The following is a 14,756-nucleotide window of genomic DNA, read 5'->3' as shown; positions in this document are numbered from 1 at the left end:
TGGATGTTGAATATTGGCAAGTCATACTGCCACCTGCCCTCTTAAACGATTAACACGAACGCTAACATAACCGATTAACACTATGATGTAAAAGCGCGCGAGTTGTCACCAAGCGTTATCACTAACGGGTTCCAAAGATTTTATCCCCAGCGTCACCTAGCCCTGGTAAAATATAGCCTTTCTCATTTAACCGCTCATCAATGGCTGCGGTAAATATCTCAATATCAGGATGGGCATCAATGACCGCTTTTATCCCTTCTGGAGCGGCGACCAAAAATAAACCCAGTATTTTGGTACACCCTTTCTTTTTCAACAAATCAATGGTCGCGATAAGTGTGCCACCTGTGGCCAACATGGGGTCGACAATAAGCGCGGTACGTTCATCAATATTCTTCACAACCTTATCAAAATAGGCAACAGGTTGAAGCGTCTCTTCATCACGATAAAGCCCCACCACACTAATCTTCGCATTAGGAATTAACTCCAATACGCCTTCAAGCATACCTAGACCCGCACGTAAAATAGGGACGACGGTAATTTTCTTACCTTTAATTTGTTTTACTTCTACTTCGTCACCTGACCAGCTTTTTATCACAGCACGCTCCGTAGGCAGCGTTCGGGTGGCTTCGTAAGTAAGCAAATTACCCACTTCCGAGGCTAATTCGCGAAAGTCTTTGCTGCTAATTTTCGCGTTTCTCATCAAACCCAATTTGTGTGCAATAAGCGGGTGAGTAATTTCATGAACGGCCATAATGCTTTCCTTTAAACTATTTCTCTTATTCTAACCCGTTCAAGGATAATGACAAAATCAAGCTGACGTATTTCCGTCAACACTCACCGTGCCACCATCAGGCAAGGTTACCTCAACCTTTAAACTTCCCCCTACCGCCGCTAAATAGGCAGCTGCGCGGTGAAGCGGTACGTCTTGAATACGTTTAGACTCAAGTTTGCTTACACCCGATGCGGTAACGCAAAGCGCCAGCGCCACGACCTCTTGCTTGACTCTGTGCTGCTTTCTGATCTCGCCTAATGTTAATTCTCTCATTTTATTGCCATCCAATTTTGGGCATAAAAAAAGCCCAGATGTTTGTTAACTTCTGGGCTCTTACAAAACGTTTTTACTCTCAATGCCCAGAAGCGAATACTAGCCCCTGAACACTTAGCTTCAAGGCGCTATGCGTAGGTAAAATTATAAAAATAATTGTTTAAAACGTTTTGCATGATGAATTCTCTGTGACATAGCGCAGGCTCAGTCCTGCTGCTCGTGTCTTTAACCATACCAGTATTTTAGGTAATGACAACTGTTTTCCCATTGTCACTTTTCAACCAGTCTCAGTTAGGCTTTCTTTATCTTTCGCCCAAATCTCATCATTCTGTTGGTTAATTTACGTGAAACTTACACACCTAGCCGCAACTTTGGCTTAAATTACCGTTCATAAGTGCACCGATAATTACGATTAAAAAAACATGAAGAATGCTCTAACTACTTTATCGCTTACAGCAATGGCTGTGACTACACTGATCTCAGGCTGTGCGAGTAAACCGCCTATGCCTGAAATAGGTGAAACCTTTTTTGAAACAAAAATAAACCCTGATGGTACAAAGCTGTTCGCATTTAGCATTAGTACACCAAAACCTGAAGGAAGAGGGGCTGGCGGTAGAAAAGGTGGAGGCGGTGGTGGCCGTGGCGAAGGTCGTGGCCCACGTCCAGATGGCGAAGAAGGGCAATCGCGCGGTGGGTCAAACAATCGCCAAGAGCAGCAAATGGATATGCTTTACAAGGCTCTCGATGAAAAACTTGCTGAAACTCGCTATTGTCGTGATGGGTACATTGAAATTGACACCCACGAGACTGAAGATCGCGTACATATTCTTGGGGAATGCAACGATGCTGCAAACGAACTAGACAGGTTGGACTTTCCTAACCCTTGATGGGAAAAAAGGAAGTGCCTATTTTCGCATGTTTTAGTTTGCCTAAAAATTGGGTAACCTCACGACTTCCCTCTTGAGGTGCCCAGTCAGCAAAGCCTTTGTCTTCGTTGGCATCATAGGGGCCTTGCTTAACTTCCATAAATATCACTGGCGCATCACATACAGTGGCATGCCATGTTAAAGGCGGTATTTGTAACCCACAACATTCTCCTCCCGCTTGCAAGGTAACACGCTTTGTTAGGCATCCGTCATCATCGAAAAACAGAATATCGATACTCCCTTCCAGCACCATGAAAAACTCCCATTTATGGGCTTGCGTATGCCTATGCGGGCGGACGTAGGAGTCAGGCATCATTGCTATAAACAAGCGTTGAACCACGTCATCGTAATGCTCATGAACGTTATAATTTGCGCGTCTTCGGGGGCTTAACTCGGCGTCTCTTTTAAGGGATGAAAAAACATCGCTGTCGAACAGTTTCACGTCTGCCATTGTGCTTCCTGTGCTTGGTTTTCCTAAACCTTTACCATATAACGCATCCTACTTTTATAGCAATAGGTGTGTGGAAGCTGATGCAGTACCCTAGCAGCAAAAAAAAAGGCGTGCTGTAAAATGCACGCCTTCAATAAAGGTAGGTCACGGGTTAAGGCTTTAAAAATTAAGCTTCGTTAGCCCGTCAGATAAAAGTGATTTTACCTGCTGCCCTTCTTCAGTATCAAGGTAGGCTTTAGCCCCTTCAACAATCTGCATAATTTGCTGAGTGTCTAAGCCTAAGGCGTCAAACTGTTTTTTAAGCTCATTGACGGACTGAAGCTGTTCACTGTAATTCGCGGCTTTGTCTAGCAATCCGCCTAACGCGCCAGAAGAGGTTACCTGGCTAACATCGGGAACCTGCTCTACTAGTTCATCAAGGCCAGGTAAGGACTGTGCGAGTTGCGTGAGTTGCTCTGCAGACAGATTGTTTTGCGCATAATTGAAAATTGATGCTAATCCACCCTCTGCTTGTGTTTCTGTGATACCTACGCTATCACTTACTGCCGCCACCATCGCCTGAATGCTTGGACCGTTCTCGGTTTGTTCAGAAATACCGAAAAAGTCTTTTACCGAATCTAACCAACCCTCTGCATGACTTTGTGGGGTGACAGCCAAGGCTGCTGTTAAGATAAGCGGTGATAAATATTTCATTGGTAAACTCCATTAATCATTATTGTAAGTAGCGCGTTCCGCTCAACCCCTGTGGGGGGAGATTGCACAGAAGAATAAAGCCAATAGCCTACCGGTAGTGAAAATTACTGCAATTAGGCAAAGGGCTATATTTAATTAGGACTTCAACAATAAGGCATAAAAAAAGCGCCTAAGAGGCGCTTTTTACATCGTAGAATTTCACCGGCATTAGAATAGTACCGGTAGCGAGAGACATGCCATATCCCGGCCCTTCGTTATCAATGACCGACCCCGGTAAATAGAAGCGCTTATTTGCATCTAAACCATATAGCGCCGCATCCATTACTTGCCACTTATTATCGTGCCAAACCTCTGTCCAAGCATGGCCATAAGCGGTGACCCCTACTTCATCTTCAATGATCACGGTGCCGAACACCACGCGCCCCGGTTTGCCCAGTGCTCGCATTAATGCCGTGGTTAATACCGCAAATTCTGTACAATCTCCGCTTTTTTCGCGCGCCACTGTAGAGGCAAAATTAAACCCATGAATGTAGGTAGTATCATCAATATATTCACTGACGTACTTTTCCGCCTCTTCGACGGAAAATGGACCTGTATATTGGGTGGCAAAAGCAGCGGTAAACTGAGTCGTGCTATCTTCATCCAAATCAATCACGAAACTGGCTGAAGTATACTGTTTAATCACTTCGCCCTGATACTCTGGGCGCAATACCATCGTCAGAGTAAGGGCATCTTTAGCAACGTGCTGCACTTCTATGCCCGACCACTGCGTTAACGTTTGCGCAATTTTTTGCGCAGAGTTAGACGATAAAGTGAGACTAATTCGCTCCCCCAATGCCCCTTCATGATCTTCGCTTAACGAAATTGCCACGTTCGCAAAGGAGGGGTCACTTTGCCCATAGGTGGCAGTGGCAAAGCATGACAGCAACACCAAAGGCAAAACGTGTTTTCTACACGAAATCATAGGCTGGGTACGCCTTGCGTATAAATAGATTTCATAAAGATATTGATAGGCCCCTGCGCCATGACGCCGTGCTTAAAGATACCGTTATCTTCTGCATAGAAATCCAAAACCATTGGGCCCATATCAATCTTCATGTTGGCATCTTCGTTACCCGTTACTTTGCTCAAGGTAATTGAAATAGCCGACACTGGGTCAGCATCCGGTGTCCACATTTTAAATTGGGCGCTTTCTGCGTCACTTTTTATTAAATCCGCGGTTTCTAAATAACTACCAAAATCTGATAATAACCAGCCATCATAGGCTAAGTCTGCAGATACCGCCTTGCCTTGAATCTGCCCTTCCACATGCCACTTATCGTCAGCCACTGAAATTTCAAACTCTGAGGATAAAACGCCATTATCAATAGTGTACGTACTGCCGTTAATAAGCGAACCATCAGGACGACTCCATGAAATATCCGCCGAATCAGTACGGGAAACGGTATTGGCATCTACCGGCACCAACAACGCGGTTTCGCTTTCTATCATGACGTCGCCATCGGCATCCTTAGTATACTTTTCTACAGCGAAGCCCATAGGAATATCATTGATACGCATTTCATACACAGACTCGAAGAAGGGCGCATCGGCGGGCTCGCTGTTAAAGGTGTTTACAAAGGACGAAAAGACGTCGAAAAAGATGTCGCGGTAACCCAGTTCGTTGTGCACACAAATTTCTAAGGTGTCGTTGGTTTGCGCAGAATAGGCCTTAATCATTCCAGCTACCTTCTCTTCTCCTTCGCCTAAGTGGTAGAGAGTATCTAATTGCAAGTAAGGCGTATTGCCTATAACACCGGTATCAATGGCGTAGTTGAATTGTGCCGAACGGGTTTTTCCGTTTAATTCTGCGGCGCCATTTAAGCTTAAATCAACAATAGCATGCAGCGAGTTTGCCGGGCCATCGTACTCGTTAAACACGTAGCACTCTACAGGCGTAGGCGTGCCAATATCAATATGGTAGTACCATGTACCTTCGCTTTCGTCTACTAACGAAATCTCACCTTTCACTTTGCCTTTGGCTGCAACGGACGCAAGGGAAAAGTCACTTTCTTTGGTGACGTCAATGCTTCTCGACATCGCTGTTTTAAACCATTCTGGAAAGGTTTCAATAGGGATAAAATCTTTTGCGAGGACAGACGTAGAGCTGCATGTTAAGGCTAGGGCAATAGAGGTAAATACAGGCGAAAGCTTCATAGCATATCTTCCTTGATTATAGTTATTGTTAAATCACGCTCTTGGGCGCAGGTTGTATGAATTAGGTTACGCAATTAACAAATACTTTTCCATTAAATTACGTAACTGGGTGTAACATTCCGCATCTATTACGACTAAAGACTAATTCATACAGGCGATGAAGCACTGGCTCAATATCACATTGGGCTTAACGCTTTTTCATTCTCTTGCTTTGCGCTTCTCGTTTTTCGTTACGTTTTTCTTTCCTTGCCTGCTTGTCAGGCGTTAACGACCCCTCTTTAAAGCGTTGTTTTCGTTTCGCTTTATCTGCTTCTTTTCTTGCAGCCGCTTCCGCTATTTCTATTTTTTCCTGTTCCACCATAGCGGGGGTTTCCAGGGTAATACGGCCGAGCTTTCCAGATTGCAATTCATTAAGCAGAACTTCACAGATTTTATGTAAGTTTACTCGCCCGCCAGCCATAATAGCGCCACGTTTTCGTGCCGCTGCCTCTAAAAAGGCAAGTTCAGTGTCCGGCAAATCGTCCAACTTGTAAGTGGATTTCATGACCTCTGGGTAGGCTTTGATCAAGTAGTCAGCAGCAAAAAAACCAACATCATCGTATTCCATTGCCGTGTTCTTCACAGCCCCCGAAGAGGCAAGCCGATAAATAGAATGAGGGTTTTCTAGTTTTGGCCAGAGTACACCTGGGGTATCAAACAGAATAATTCCGTCCCCTAAATTTATTCGTTGCTGGCTTTTTGTTACCGCAGGCTCGTTACCGGTTTTAGCAATAATACGGTCGGCCAATATATTAATTAACGTTGACTTCCCAACATTGGGAATCCCCGTGATCATGGCTTTAATTGATTTGTGTTGCACATCTTTGTGAGCAAACATTGTTTTAATCATGCCCATAATCTGTTTACTGCTACCGGGTTTATCACTGGAAGTAGTGATGGTTTTCACGCCACGCTCTGCTTCTAGGTGCACTTGCCATTGAGCCGTCATCTCTGGATCAGCCAGGTCAAATTTATTGAGAATTTTAATGCACGGCTTATCGCCCCGAATTTTTGCAATTTCCGGGTTTTCACTGGAATAAGGAATGCGGGCATCCAGCACCTCAATTAAAATATCAACTTGACTAAGAGACTCTTTAATCTCTTTAAGGGCTTTGTGCATATGCCCCGGAAACCATTGTAACGCCACGTTATTCACCTTTATATTGGCGGCAGCGAGATCACGTCATGACATTTCTCGCCGCATTAAAATTTGGATTAAGCCGCTTATTGAGACAATTGATAAGCGCATATATTCACTGCGCTAGCCAGGTTTAATGAATCTATTTTACCACTGCCGGCAATGGTAAATGCACTAGCGTTAACTTCCACTAAGGTATCTCTGGGCACGCCCCGCGCCTCGTTGCCAAACAAGTAACATTGGAATTCACTAAAATCAGGGTCGGATATCGCCTTGCCCTGCATATCTAAGTACGCAAAGTGAGAAAACCTTTCTGATAAACTCAACAAAGGCACATCAAGTTCAATGGGGACATGAAAGATAGCCCCCATACTTGCCCTAACAACTTTTGAATTGAAAGGGTCCACGCTATTTGGACTAAGCAACAAGTTAAAATTGCCAAACCACGCTAGGGATCGCAATATTGTTCCTAAATTTCCTGGGTCTTGCACTTCGTGTAAGTAAACATACCTCCCCCCTGTCACTTCAATCTCTTGTGGCTTGGCCGGCATGGGGACACAAGCAATAATACCTTGCGGAGATTGAGTATCACTCAGTTGTGACATTTGCTTTTGGGTTACTTCGACGAGTTCAAAAGAGGGATTTAGCGCCTGTGCCCAAGATAGGTATTCAGCCGTGACATAAAGGGTGATATCACCCATTGACGACAAATTGGCTTTCACCAATTCAAGAACAAGGTGCTCCCCTTCTACCAAATAGTGTTTAAACTGATTTCGGTACTTTTTTTGGTGCAGCTTTTTTACGTCATCTAATTTCATGGTTACCACTTACGCATTCAATTGGCGGAGCATTTTAGTTACACGCTAGTGTGTTAACTGACACGTGCTAAAAGCGCGACACTTTACACTATAGCGTGTTAACTGTAATCGCATTTTACTGAAATCTGGCGTAGAAGAAACATGAGATGAAAAGGAAAAAAGGCCAGCACGTAAGGCTGACCTAAAAAGAAAGATTAATGCTCTCTATTGCGAACAGGTTACGCTGCCCTACTGATAGTCAGAATAGTGATACTCACCATTTAAGGTATTATTGATATTCTCAACGAATCCTTTTGCCTTCTCAATATCCTCAAACAGGAAGTTGTAGTCGTTGTGCTCTGCATCTTCTTCGTCGGTAACGAAAACATGCACACCACCTTCACTAAGGGATAAGTATAACCTGCCCCCTAAACCTATACTGCCATCGTCGTTTTTGCTAAACGCATAGGTGGCGTCCACCTCGTCAAAACGGCTGTCGGTATAGATATTTACTTCACCATCAGCAAACTCAACGAAGGCCATGCCCCACGTTCCGTCTTCTTGCACATCGACAAGTGCGAGTGGCGTGCCGGCAATGCTATCAAAAGAGGCGGCAGATGTTTTATCTCTAAGTAGCGCTTCATAATCATCGGCATCAGATGAGGCAAAAAACACAATTGCAGGTGCTTCATTAAACAGGTTCACCACGAAGTTATCGTTTCGGTAAAGCAGGGTTTCAACCGAGGTAGGTTTCCCTGTCGCGCCTTCATCGAATAACACACTGTTATCGGCACCTACGGCATATTCACCCTCAGCACTCCCTTTAATCGAAGACGCTGTTGCATAGGTTCCGTCAGCCTTGAGGATAATGGTGAAACTTACATCGTCATACTCGGTTACCTCATTTTGCGCAACGCCGTAAAGCTCGGAGCCTATAAACGCTCTAGGGTCTATTAAGTCCAAATACGCTTTTGGCGGAGACGTGGGAAGGTATTGATTATCAGGCAGTGGAACAGGTACAGGTCGCGCGATTTGTTTTGATATTCTTCGATTATCGAAGGTTAAGTAATCGAATACTCCGTCGAATCCATCACTGCCACTCGAGGTGTAAAAATCGAATTTGTGGGTATTGGTTACGTGGTATGCGTTCCCTTCCAAAGCGAACAAATTCCAATGGCGTTCATTGTAAAGGTAGCAGCCTGCATCGGAACCGAAACACCCTGGCCAACTATAATCTTCAAACCGATTGCGGGTAATGCTAAGTCCACCGTTATCCGTTACCTTCCATTCCCCATACATAACGAGCATCTCATCGACCGAAATAGCGCCGTCACCATTGTCGTCGGCCGTTTCAATGCTGTAAGCCTTTCCATTTGGCCATAATTCCCACCAAAACTCATTGATTGTTTCACCGTCGAAAGCGTATGTGTAAACACCGGGCACATTTGCAATGTCAAATTTAATGTTGCTGTCAACTTCGCTACCAGCATCCACTTTAAACGAGTTTACGGCTCCATCAGCAGATGTTCCCGATACTGCATATAACGTCACCCCTTCACTATTGGTTAACTGTAAATAGCGCAGCTCTGCCCCATCATCAAACGTAATAACCAGCTCATTCACCCCATCATCCACGGTGGAAGGTTGTGTAATCCAAGTGAACCCGGCGCGTTCTAGCTGAGTTTCTCCACTGCCCTGAGGTGAAAAGCTAAATATATCAGCTCCCCTATTGTAAGCGGTGACCGCGTCATCAGGAGAAGGGAACAAGATCCCTGGAACTGGCAGGGATAAAATGGTTTCACTGTCATTATTTAGCGCAACCTCAGATACATTATCTACCGATATTGCCGTTATCTGTTTGACCGGGTCATTATTATGAAGCTCGTCGCTTAACTCACCATTTGGGTAATGGGTGGTATATACCGAGAAAAATTCAAGGGAAAGAATGCCTTCTTTGTCTGAAAGCAAGCGATACTGCAATTCATGGTAAATATACTCAACGGGCACATAATACTGTATACCATCGAGGACGATATTCGTGTTTGATGAAACAGTATAGTCGCCCTCGTTAAAGCGCAGTATCAGTTTGCCGTCGTCGTTGGTAAGGGTAGCCTCAACGTCCGTGTCGAAGGCAGTGAAACGCGCACTATTGTCATCGATAATCTGTACAAAACTACCTGGGTGAGTAATGAGGGGGTTATGATAATCAGAGACATAAAAACTTTTCGGGTCACTATCGCTACTCACTTCAATAAGATCAGGGTCGGCGACAATTTCCTCGTAGGCGTCTTCATATTCTTGAGTATTTTCGACAACCTCAAGGTACGCTGCCGCGACGTCTGTGTTTTGCGCTAAAGCCAATGTGTCTTCAATGCCTTCCGGCAGTGCTAAACTGCTATTCGCTGGCGCTTTATCTATGGCCACTTTAATGGCCGTCGCTAACGCAAACATTTCCTCTTGAGACACTCTTAGGTTAAGTGCTGCCAACATTTCATCATCAACAACAGGCTCTCCTAGGTTTTCGCGCAAAATAAGTGCTGAATTTGCCGTCGTTACATTGGTAACATTGACATCAAAGAGTTCCTCTTTGGTGAGTAAGCCATTGTCGTTTGAAGCCTGATTTAACGCATCGGCGGTACCCAAAATCGACATCAACCTAGCGTGTGACTGGTCATCCTTACCTTGCGCCACAACAGAAATCATTTGCGCGCCATCATCGTCATCTAGACTTAATGAAACTACGTAATCACCTTGCCCATCTGCAGAGCTGGTAACCTCTTCGTCGCCGATGAAAAAAGTCACGGTAGCATCGACAATCGGTGAGTCGGTAACTCGCCCTGCAATCTCCAAATTTATTTGCTTTTGCGTCACCTCGACATTAACCGATTCGCTGACTGTCACGCCTTCATCGTCGGTGACACTCACGGAAAACGTGAGTGTTTCATCTTGATCAACCGACGGTGCATCAAAGCTCAACGTTGCCGTGTCTGCATCGACTAAAGTCACTTCTGTACCTTGAGTTTGTTGCCAGCTATACGAAACCACGTCCCCATCATCTGAAGCTACAGCCGTTAAGGTTACGGCCTGCTTTTCTTCCACCACCTTGGCAGCCACGGAAACGCTTGGCGAGGCATTCACATGGGTAACAGTCACATTCACACTGTCAGCGCTAGTGTCTGCGTCATCGTCCGTTACCGTGAGTTCAAAAGTCAGTGTTTCAGAAGGGTTAACATCCGGCGCTGTGAAGCTCACTGTTGATGTATCTGCGCCTGTTAATTCAACGTTAGCACCTGCTACCTGGACCCAACGGTAAGTGACAACGTCACCGTCTTCATCCGTTACTGAACTGACAAGTGTCACCTCTGTGAGTTCATCTATGGTGATATCATCGCCCGCATCTACCACGGGGGCTTGGTTGGCAATTTCTTCTACAGGCTCTTTTTTGTCGTCATCGTTACAGCCACACAAGGCCACAAGAAGTGACGCAGCAATGACACTTTTTTTATATTTTTTTGAGACCAACATTCTACTTCCTTTCCGGTTAAATCAATTCAACGCTGACGAAATACCCATCGAAATCTGCACAAATAATAATCGCAACCTAATTTGCATTTCCTTCCTCAATTCGCGCAATCGCCTATTTTTCCTACCGAAAAAATCTTTTTGTTTTTTTTTGGAATACGCCGTTTAATTTTCTTACTACGTTGTGAGTGGACACTTCTGCATAGTGACGCCTTACCGGAATTTACGTAGTAAAAAGGCAAGATGGCATGCAAGGAAACAACACGCTTTTCTACCGTTCGTTTGCAGAAAAATTTGAGCAACAATTGAATTTGGAGATATCACGAAGGCAAAACCCTAAAGTATTCATTGTTTCGGACATTCGGGTTCAGGAGTTAGCAAAGAGACTCAACATGGATGTTTCTAATTTAAGAAGGCAATGCCAAAAACATTACCAAAAGTCGCCAAAAGCACTTATTGATATTTATAGAATCAGGAAAGCAAGAAAACTATTATCAAAGGGAATACGGCCCTCGGTAATTGCAGCTCAACTTGGGTTCTATGAGCACAAAACATTCTCTACGGTATTTAAAAGGCACGTTGGCATTGCGCCTAGCGAATTTATTAAAAGCCACTGCGCTTTTGATATTTAACGCGTCGGAAGGTATCCGATAAAGACTAGTGCGGATTAACCACCGTAAAGCGCTCTTCTGACACCGCCCAATATCCGGTGTTCGAAATGATAAGAATTTTATAGGCGTTACCTTGGCCGTTAAATTGCGCTGGGTCGAGTGTATAGTTGCCGTTGTTTTCCACTCTATCACTAACCATGTACCAGCGACGCTTAACCACCGTGGGGTAATGAGCACCATTTCCACTACCGATATTATGCGGACTATCATGCAGGACATAAATCGCGACGGTATCTCCCTTGAGTGTGTTGCTATTCCACTCAATGCTGTTGGCCTTCCCCACTTGGTACACCTCAAAAGCGAGGGGCCGATGCACGGCATCAACCAGTAAATTTTGGTTCATGAGCTGCTTAAGCCCATTGTTTTCTGTCAGGCCGGATTCTATGCCGAAGAACCCATCGCTTAATGCCCAATAACCTTTATCTGATACCGCCATTACCTTAAAGCCCTGAATACCGTTTGCAGACATAACAAGGGGGTCTATCCATTCACTTCCGTCATTTTCAATATTTGCCGCAAATCGGTGCCAGTGCGTTTTTTGCACATCATCCCACAGAGAAAAAGCTTCTGCGTCGTAGTGATGTCGGTGATTGATATACAATGATATTTGATCGCCTGGCAGTACCTGAGGCAGCCACTTAATCTCGTAAAGTTCGCCCATTTTCAGCATTTCAGCTTTCCCCGGTGCAGTTATACCTGTCACCCGTCGATTACTGAAAATGATGTTTTCTCCTACAAGAGTCTTCACACTTATACTGTCAAACGCAGGAAATAGGAGGCTCTCAGGATTTAATGCACTTGCAAGCGGGCGAAGGAAGTCCTGTTCTTCGTTGCCTTGGTTAAGGGAATTTAAAACTTCGGCCGCTTTTTCAGTATGTTGGATTTCTGCATATGCCGCCAATAACGCCAGCTTTGCCGCTCTTTTAGGGGTGCGCAATTTTTCACCATACTCTACGGCCCACTTAGTCAGTCCAGCCCTTAATGCTGTATGGATAATCAATCCGGCATTTTCTTCTGCCTCAGCAAATTGCGTTAACCGATCAACGTCGCTGCTTGACACCTCTTGCGCTAAACCAGTCTTACTCGCTAGCAGTAGTAATTCAGCATAAAATTGAGCGCTGTAAGTCAGCTCATTGGGGCGGTTAAACCATAACTGGTAGTAGGTAACAACTTCGTTAAATTTATTGGTAAAGTAGCTAGCAGCGAGATGCTTCACGCGAATTCGTTCACACCTTGCACTTTGCTTTTCGCCACACTGTTTTACCGCCAAAGAGATATAAGACGCACTCTGAGCATATTGTTTGGTATACATGTGATAATTAAACTGTTGTTCAAGAACCGTTAGTAGCTGCTCATCAAACAGGGGCTGCAGACTGCTGTAGATGGTTTGCTGACGAATGAGTAGCATTTCCAGCATGACTTCGTCTTCAACGTCGCTGGCAACAGAAGATAACCCAGCATATATTTCTGCTAGCTCGGGGTTTAAAGGATTAAACGCAGCCTCTGCATGCAATAAGGCCGTTTGTAGGGTACTTCTTCCTTCTTCTTTTAACGCTAGCGCCGCTTCCGCTTGCGCTTTTAAGGTAAGAAGCCAGGCTTTTTTATAAGAGGAATAGGTTGACCGATCGATACTGCTTAATGACGTGAGAAGAAATTCAGGATCGGTGGCTAACCAGTGTGACCACCTGACTTTATTTAAGTAGAAAGTTTGGTCGTCGGTTAAATGGCCAGAAAACTCACGCTCAATACGAGATAACTCATCTAATAAGGGTACGGTGTCATCAAGCTTTTTAGCAATATTCAGCGCTAAAAACTGACCATTAAAATTCGTCGCGTCAGTAGCGCGGTTATACGCTTCCCCCCATAGTTTAGCTTCTTCATACTCGCCTCGCTGATAAGCGGCTTTTGCCTGAATGTAGAACCCCTCAGGGGTTTGTTTTGGCAACTGAGAAATTACCTCTTGCGCTTGTTTTAAATACCCCAAATTAAGCAGGCTATTTGACAAAGTAGATAAAATTGATGCTTTACTCATTTCATCCACTACATTCGACCCGTGGACCAATTTCACCCCTTCTTTAATAAAGTCAGCTGCGCTTAATGCACTACCTTTCGCCGACGTGGGTGTATTTGCCTGAAACAGCTCGTGATAAAAACTGAGAATTTGTTCATTCTTGTTTGCTTCAAACAGCAGCTTATTATTTTGCATCCACAGAATACTTATCCCTGTAAGCAGTACCAATGGGAACGCGAGGGTTAAAAAGGCGGTAGTAGGCGAACGTTGAAACCACTTTTTCATTAAGTAACGTCGGGAACTGTTAAACCAGCGAAGGGGTTTATTTTCACGGTACGCATCTAGGGCATCTTTAAACTGTTCAGCACTTTTAAAGCGCGCTTGTGGCGTCGCGGTTGTGGCTTTTTCGATAATGGCAGCCACTTCCTTGTCTTGGGTGTCTGGGAATAAAAACGCCATCACCTTACCCAGCGAAAATACATCATCGGTAACATTGGCTTTCTGCCCGTTTCGCAATTGCGGGCTAGAAAAATCTGAACTGGCGGCTTTAAGGTACTGACTATCCGCATCATTGAGTGAAGAGGCTATGCCAAAATCAAGCAACTTGGGGCGATGACTGTCATCCAGTACAATATTTGAAGGCTTAATATCCGCGTGAACTATACGGTTTTGATGTGCTTCGGTGAGTGCGCTACACAGTTGAATAAGACAAGAAATCCTCGCCGACTTAGTCAGGTTTTCCTGGCCAAATTCACTGAGTGGTTTACCCTGAATGTACTCCATAACTATGTACGGAACACCGTCGTCTCTAACGTCAATATTGAACACTTTTGCAATATTCGGGTGGTTAAGATTCGCCAGAAACTGAGCTTCTCGTAATATAAAGTGCTCGCCCGCAATATTCGCAATAGACGAAAAAACAAACTTAATCGCTACGTGCTGGGTAATCGTGCCGTCATTGCGCTCACCGAGATAAACGGAAGACATCCCTCCCTGCCCCAGCTTTTCTACTAATCTGTAGGGGCCGAATTGCTGCCCTTCCAGAGATTTTTCAATGTGATCATCAGAAAAAAACTCGGCTTGCCCACTAATGATAGACGTGAACCCACCTTTTTCTTGTACGGTGTAATGCGCATCAATTAAAGCGAGGGTCTCTTCAAACAAGGGCTTACCTTCTGCGCAAAAACGAGACACATTTTCACGCATACGCTCTTCATCAAGCGTAATTAAATGGGTAAATAACGAAAGCGCATCTGAAAACTGCATA

General features: G+C 44.7%; 12 protein-coding genes. 2 read left to right on the top strand and 10 right to left on the bottom strand.

Going from position 1 to position 14,756, the window contains the following annotated elements; all coding sequences use genetic code 11:
* Positions 1 to 121: 121 nt before the first annotated feature.
* Together upp and IUA53_RS05785 are read right to left on the bottom strand one after the other, a co-directional pair.
* Positions 122 to 751 carry a uracil phosphoribosyltransferase gene (gene upp, locus IUA53_RS05790; protein WP_044057679.1) on the bottom strand — a complete coding sequence of 210 codons (630 nt, stop codon included), beginning with the start codon at positions 749 to 751 and terminating at the stop codon, positions 122 to 124.
* Between the two features lie 57 nt (positions 752 to 808).
* Complete coding sequence (locus tag IUA53_RS05785; protein WP_044057680.1) at positions 809 to 1,045, bottom strand: XRE family transcriptional regulator; 237 nt, start codon at positions 1,043 to 1,045, stop codon at positions 809 to 811.
* 464 nt (positions 1,046 to 1,509) lie between these two features.
* On the opposite strand from IUA53_RS05785, the gene IUA53_RS05780 reads away from it, so the two are divergent.
* Entirely contained in the window at positions 1,510 to 1,932 is a 423-nt protein-coding gene (locus tag IUA53_RS05780; protein WP_231401267.1) for a hypothetical protein, read from the top strand.
* On the opposite strand, the gene IUA53_RS05775 is transcribed toward IUA53_RS05780, so the two are convergent.
* The 7 genes from IUA53_RS05775 to IUA53_RS05745 all read right to left on the bottom strand — a co-directional run bounded on the left by IUA53_RS05775 (position 1,922) and on the right by IUA53_RS05745 (position 10,810).
* Positions 1,922 to 2,422 carry a WbuC family cupin fold metalloprotein gene (locus IUA53_RS05775; RefSeq protein WP_044057681.1) on the bottom strand — a complete coding sequence of 167 codons (501 nt, stop codon included), beginning with the start codon at positions 2,420 to 2,422 and terminating at the stop codon, positions 1,922 to 1,924. The two genes, IUA53_RS05780 and IUA53_RS05775, sit on opposite strands and share 11 nt — an antisense overlap.
* Before the next feature lie 159 nt (positions 2,423 to 2,581).
* Positions 2,582 to 3,115 carry a DUF2780 domain-containing protein gene (locus tag IUA53_RS05770; RefSeq protein ID WP_196898691.1) on the bottom strand — a complete coding sequence of 178 codons (534 nt, stop codon included), beginning with the start codon at positions 3,113 to 3,115 and terminating at the stop codon, positions 2,582 to 2,584.
* 169 nt (positions 3,116 to 3,284) lie between these two features.
* On the bottom strand, positions 3,285 to 4,079 hold the full coding sequence (locus tag IUA53_RS05765; protein WP_044057683.1) for a transglutaminase domain-containing protein: 795 nt from the start codon (positions 4,077 to 4,079) through the stop codon (positions 3,285 to 3,287).
* A complete protein-coding gene (locus IUA53_RS05760; RefSeq protein WP_044057684.1) occupies positions 4,076 to 5,311 on the bottom strand; it encodes a hypothetical protein in 1,236 nt (411 codons plus the stop codon). The genes IUA53_RS05765 and IUA53_RS05760 overlap by 4 nt, the downstream gene beginning before the upstream one ends.
* 187 nt (positions 5,312 to 5,498) lie before the next feature.
* Positions 5,499 to 6,497 (bottom strand): ribosome biogenesis GTPase YlqF, encoded by a 999-nt coding sequence (gene ylqF / locus IUA53_RS05755; protein ID WP_196898689.1) that lies wholly within the window; start codon positions 6,495 to 6,497, stop codon positions 5,499 to 5,501.
* A gap of 77 nt (positions 6,498 to 6,574) precedes the next feature.
* Positions 6,575 to 7,306 carry a TrmH family RNA methyltransferase gene (locus IUA53_RS05750; protein ID WP_044057686.1) on the bottom strand — a complete coding sequence of 244 codons (732 nt, stop codon included), beginning with the start codon at positions 7,304 to 7,306 and terminating at the stop codon, positions 6,575 to 6,577.
* A 228-nt stretch (positions 7,307 to 7,534) separates the two neighbouring features.
* On the bottom strand, positions 7,535 to 10,810 hold the full coding sequence (locus tag IUA53_RS05745) for a PKD domain-containing protein (RefSeq protein ID WP_196898687.1): 3,276 nt from the start codon (positions 10,808 to 10,810) through the stop codon (positions 7,535 to 7,537).
* Positions 10,811 to 11,055: 245 nt separating this feature from the next.
* Between IUA53_RS05745 and IUA53_RS20445 the strand changes: the two genes are divergently transcribed.
* A complete protein-coding gene (locus IUA53_RS20445; protein WP_044057688.1) occupies positions 11,056 to 11,439 on the top strand; it encodes a helix-turn-helix transcriptional regulator in 384 nt (127 codons plus the stop codon).
* A gap of 25 nt (positions 11,440 to 11,464) precedes the next feature.
* Here IUA53_RS20445 and IUA53_RS05735 read toward each other — a convergent pair whose 3' ends face one another.
* Entirely contained in the window at positions 11,465 to 14,755 is a 3,291-nt protein-coding gene (locus tag IUA53_RS05735; protein ID WP_196898685.1) for a serine/threonine-protein kinase, read from the bottom strand.
* Position 14,756 lies beyond the last annotated feature (1 nt).

The organism is Alteromonas sp. B31-7, from assembly GCF_015767655.1.
Taxonomy (GTDB): Bacteria; Pseudomonadota; Gammaproteobacteria; order Enterobacterales; family Alteromonadaceae; genus Alteromonas; species Alteromonas australica.
Note: the sequence above shows the minus strand (reverse complement) of the source record. Positions and strands in the feature narration are given on the sequence as shown.

Excerpts from the sequence above, each read along its gene's own strand:
- IUA53_RS20445 (WP_044057688.1), top strand. The coding sequence starts at position 11,056 with ATGCAAGGAAACAACACGCTTTTCTACCGTTCGTTTGCAGAAAAATTT.
- IUA53_RS05735 (WP_196898685.1), bottom strand. The coding sequence starts at position 14,755 with ATGCAGTTTTCAGATGCGCTTTCGTTATTTACCCATTTAATTACGCTT.
- upp (WP_044057679.1), bottom strand. The coding sequence starts at position 751 with ATGGCCGTTCATGAAATTACTCACCCGCTTATTGCACACAAATTGGGT.
- IUA53_RS05785 (WP_044057680.1), bottom strand. The coding sequence starts at position 1,045 with ATGAGAGAATTAACATTAGGCGAGATCAGAAAGCAGCACAGAGTCAAG.
- IUA53_RS05770 (WP_196898691.1), bottom strand. The coding sequence starts at position 3,115 with ATGAAATATTTATCACCGCTTATCTTAACAGCAGCCTTGGCTGTCACC.
- IUA53_RS05760 (WP_044057684.1), bottom strand. The coding sequence starts at position 5,311 with ATGAAGCTTTCGCCTGTATTTACCTCTATTGCCCTAGCCTTAACATGC.
- IUA53_RS05775 (WP_044057681.1), bottom strand. The coding sequence starts at position 2,422 with ATGGCAGACGTGAAACTGTTCGACAGCGATGTTTTTTCATCCCTTAAA.
- IUA53_RS05750 (WP_044057686.1), bottom strand. The coding sequence starts at position 7,306 with ATGAAATTAGATGACGTAAAAAAGCTGCACCAAAAAAAGTACCGAAAT.
- IUA53_RS05745 (WP_196898687.1), bottom strand. The coding sequence starts at position 10,810 with ATGTTGGTCTCAAAAAAATATAAAAAAAGTGTCATTGCTGCGTCACTT.
- IUA53_RS05765 (WP_044057683.1), bottom strand. The coding sequence starts at position 4,079 with ATGATTTCGTGTAGAAAACACGTTTTGCCTTTGGTGTTGCTGTCATGC.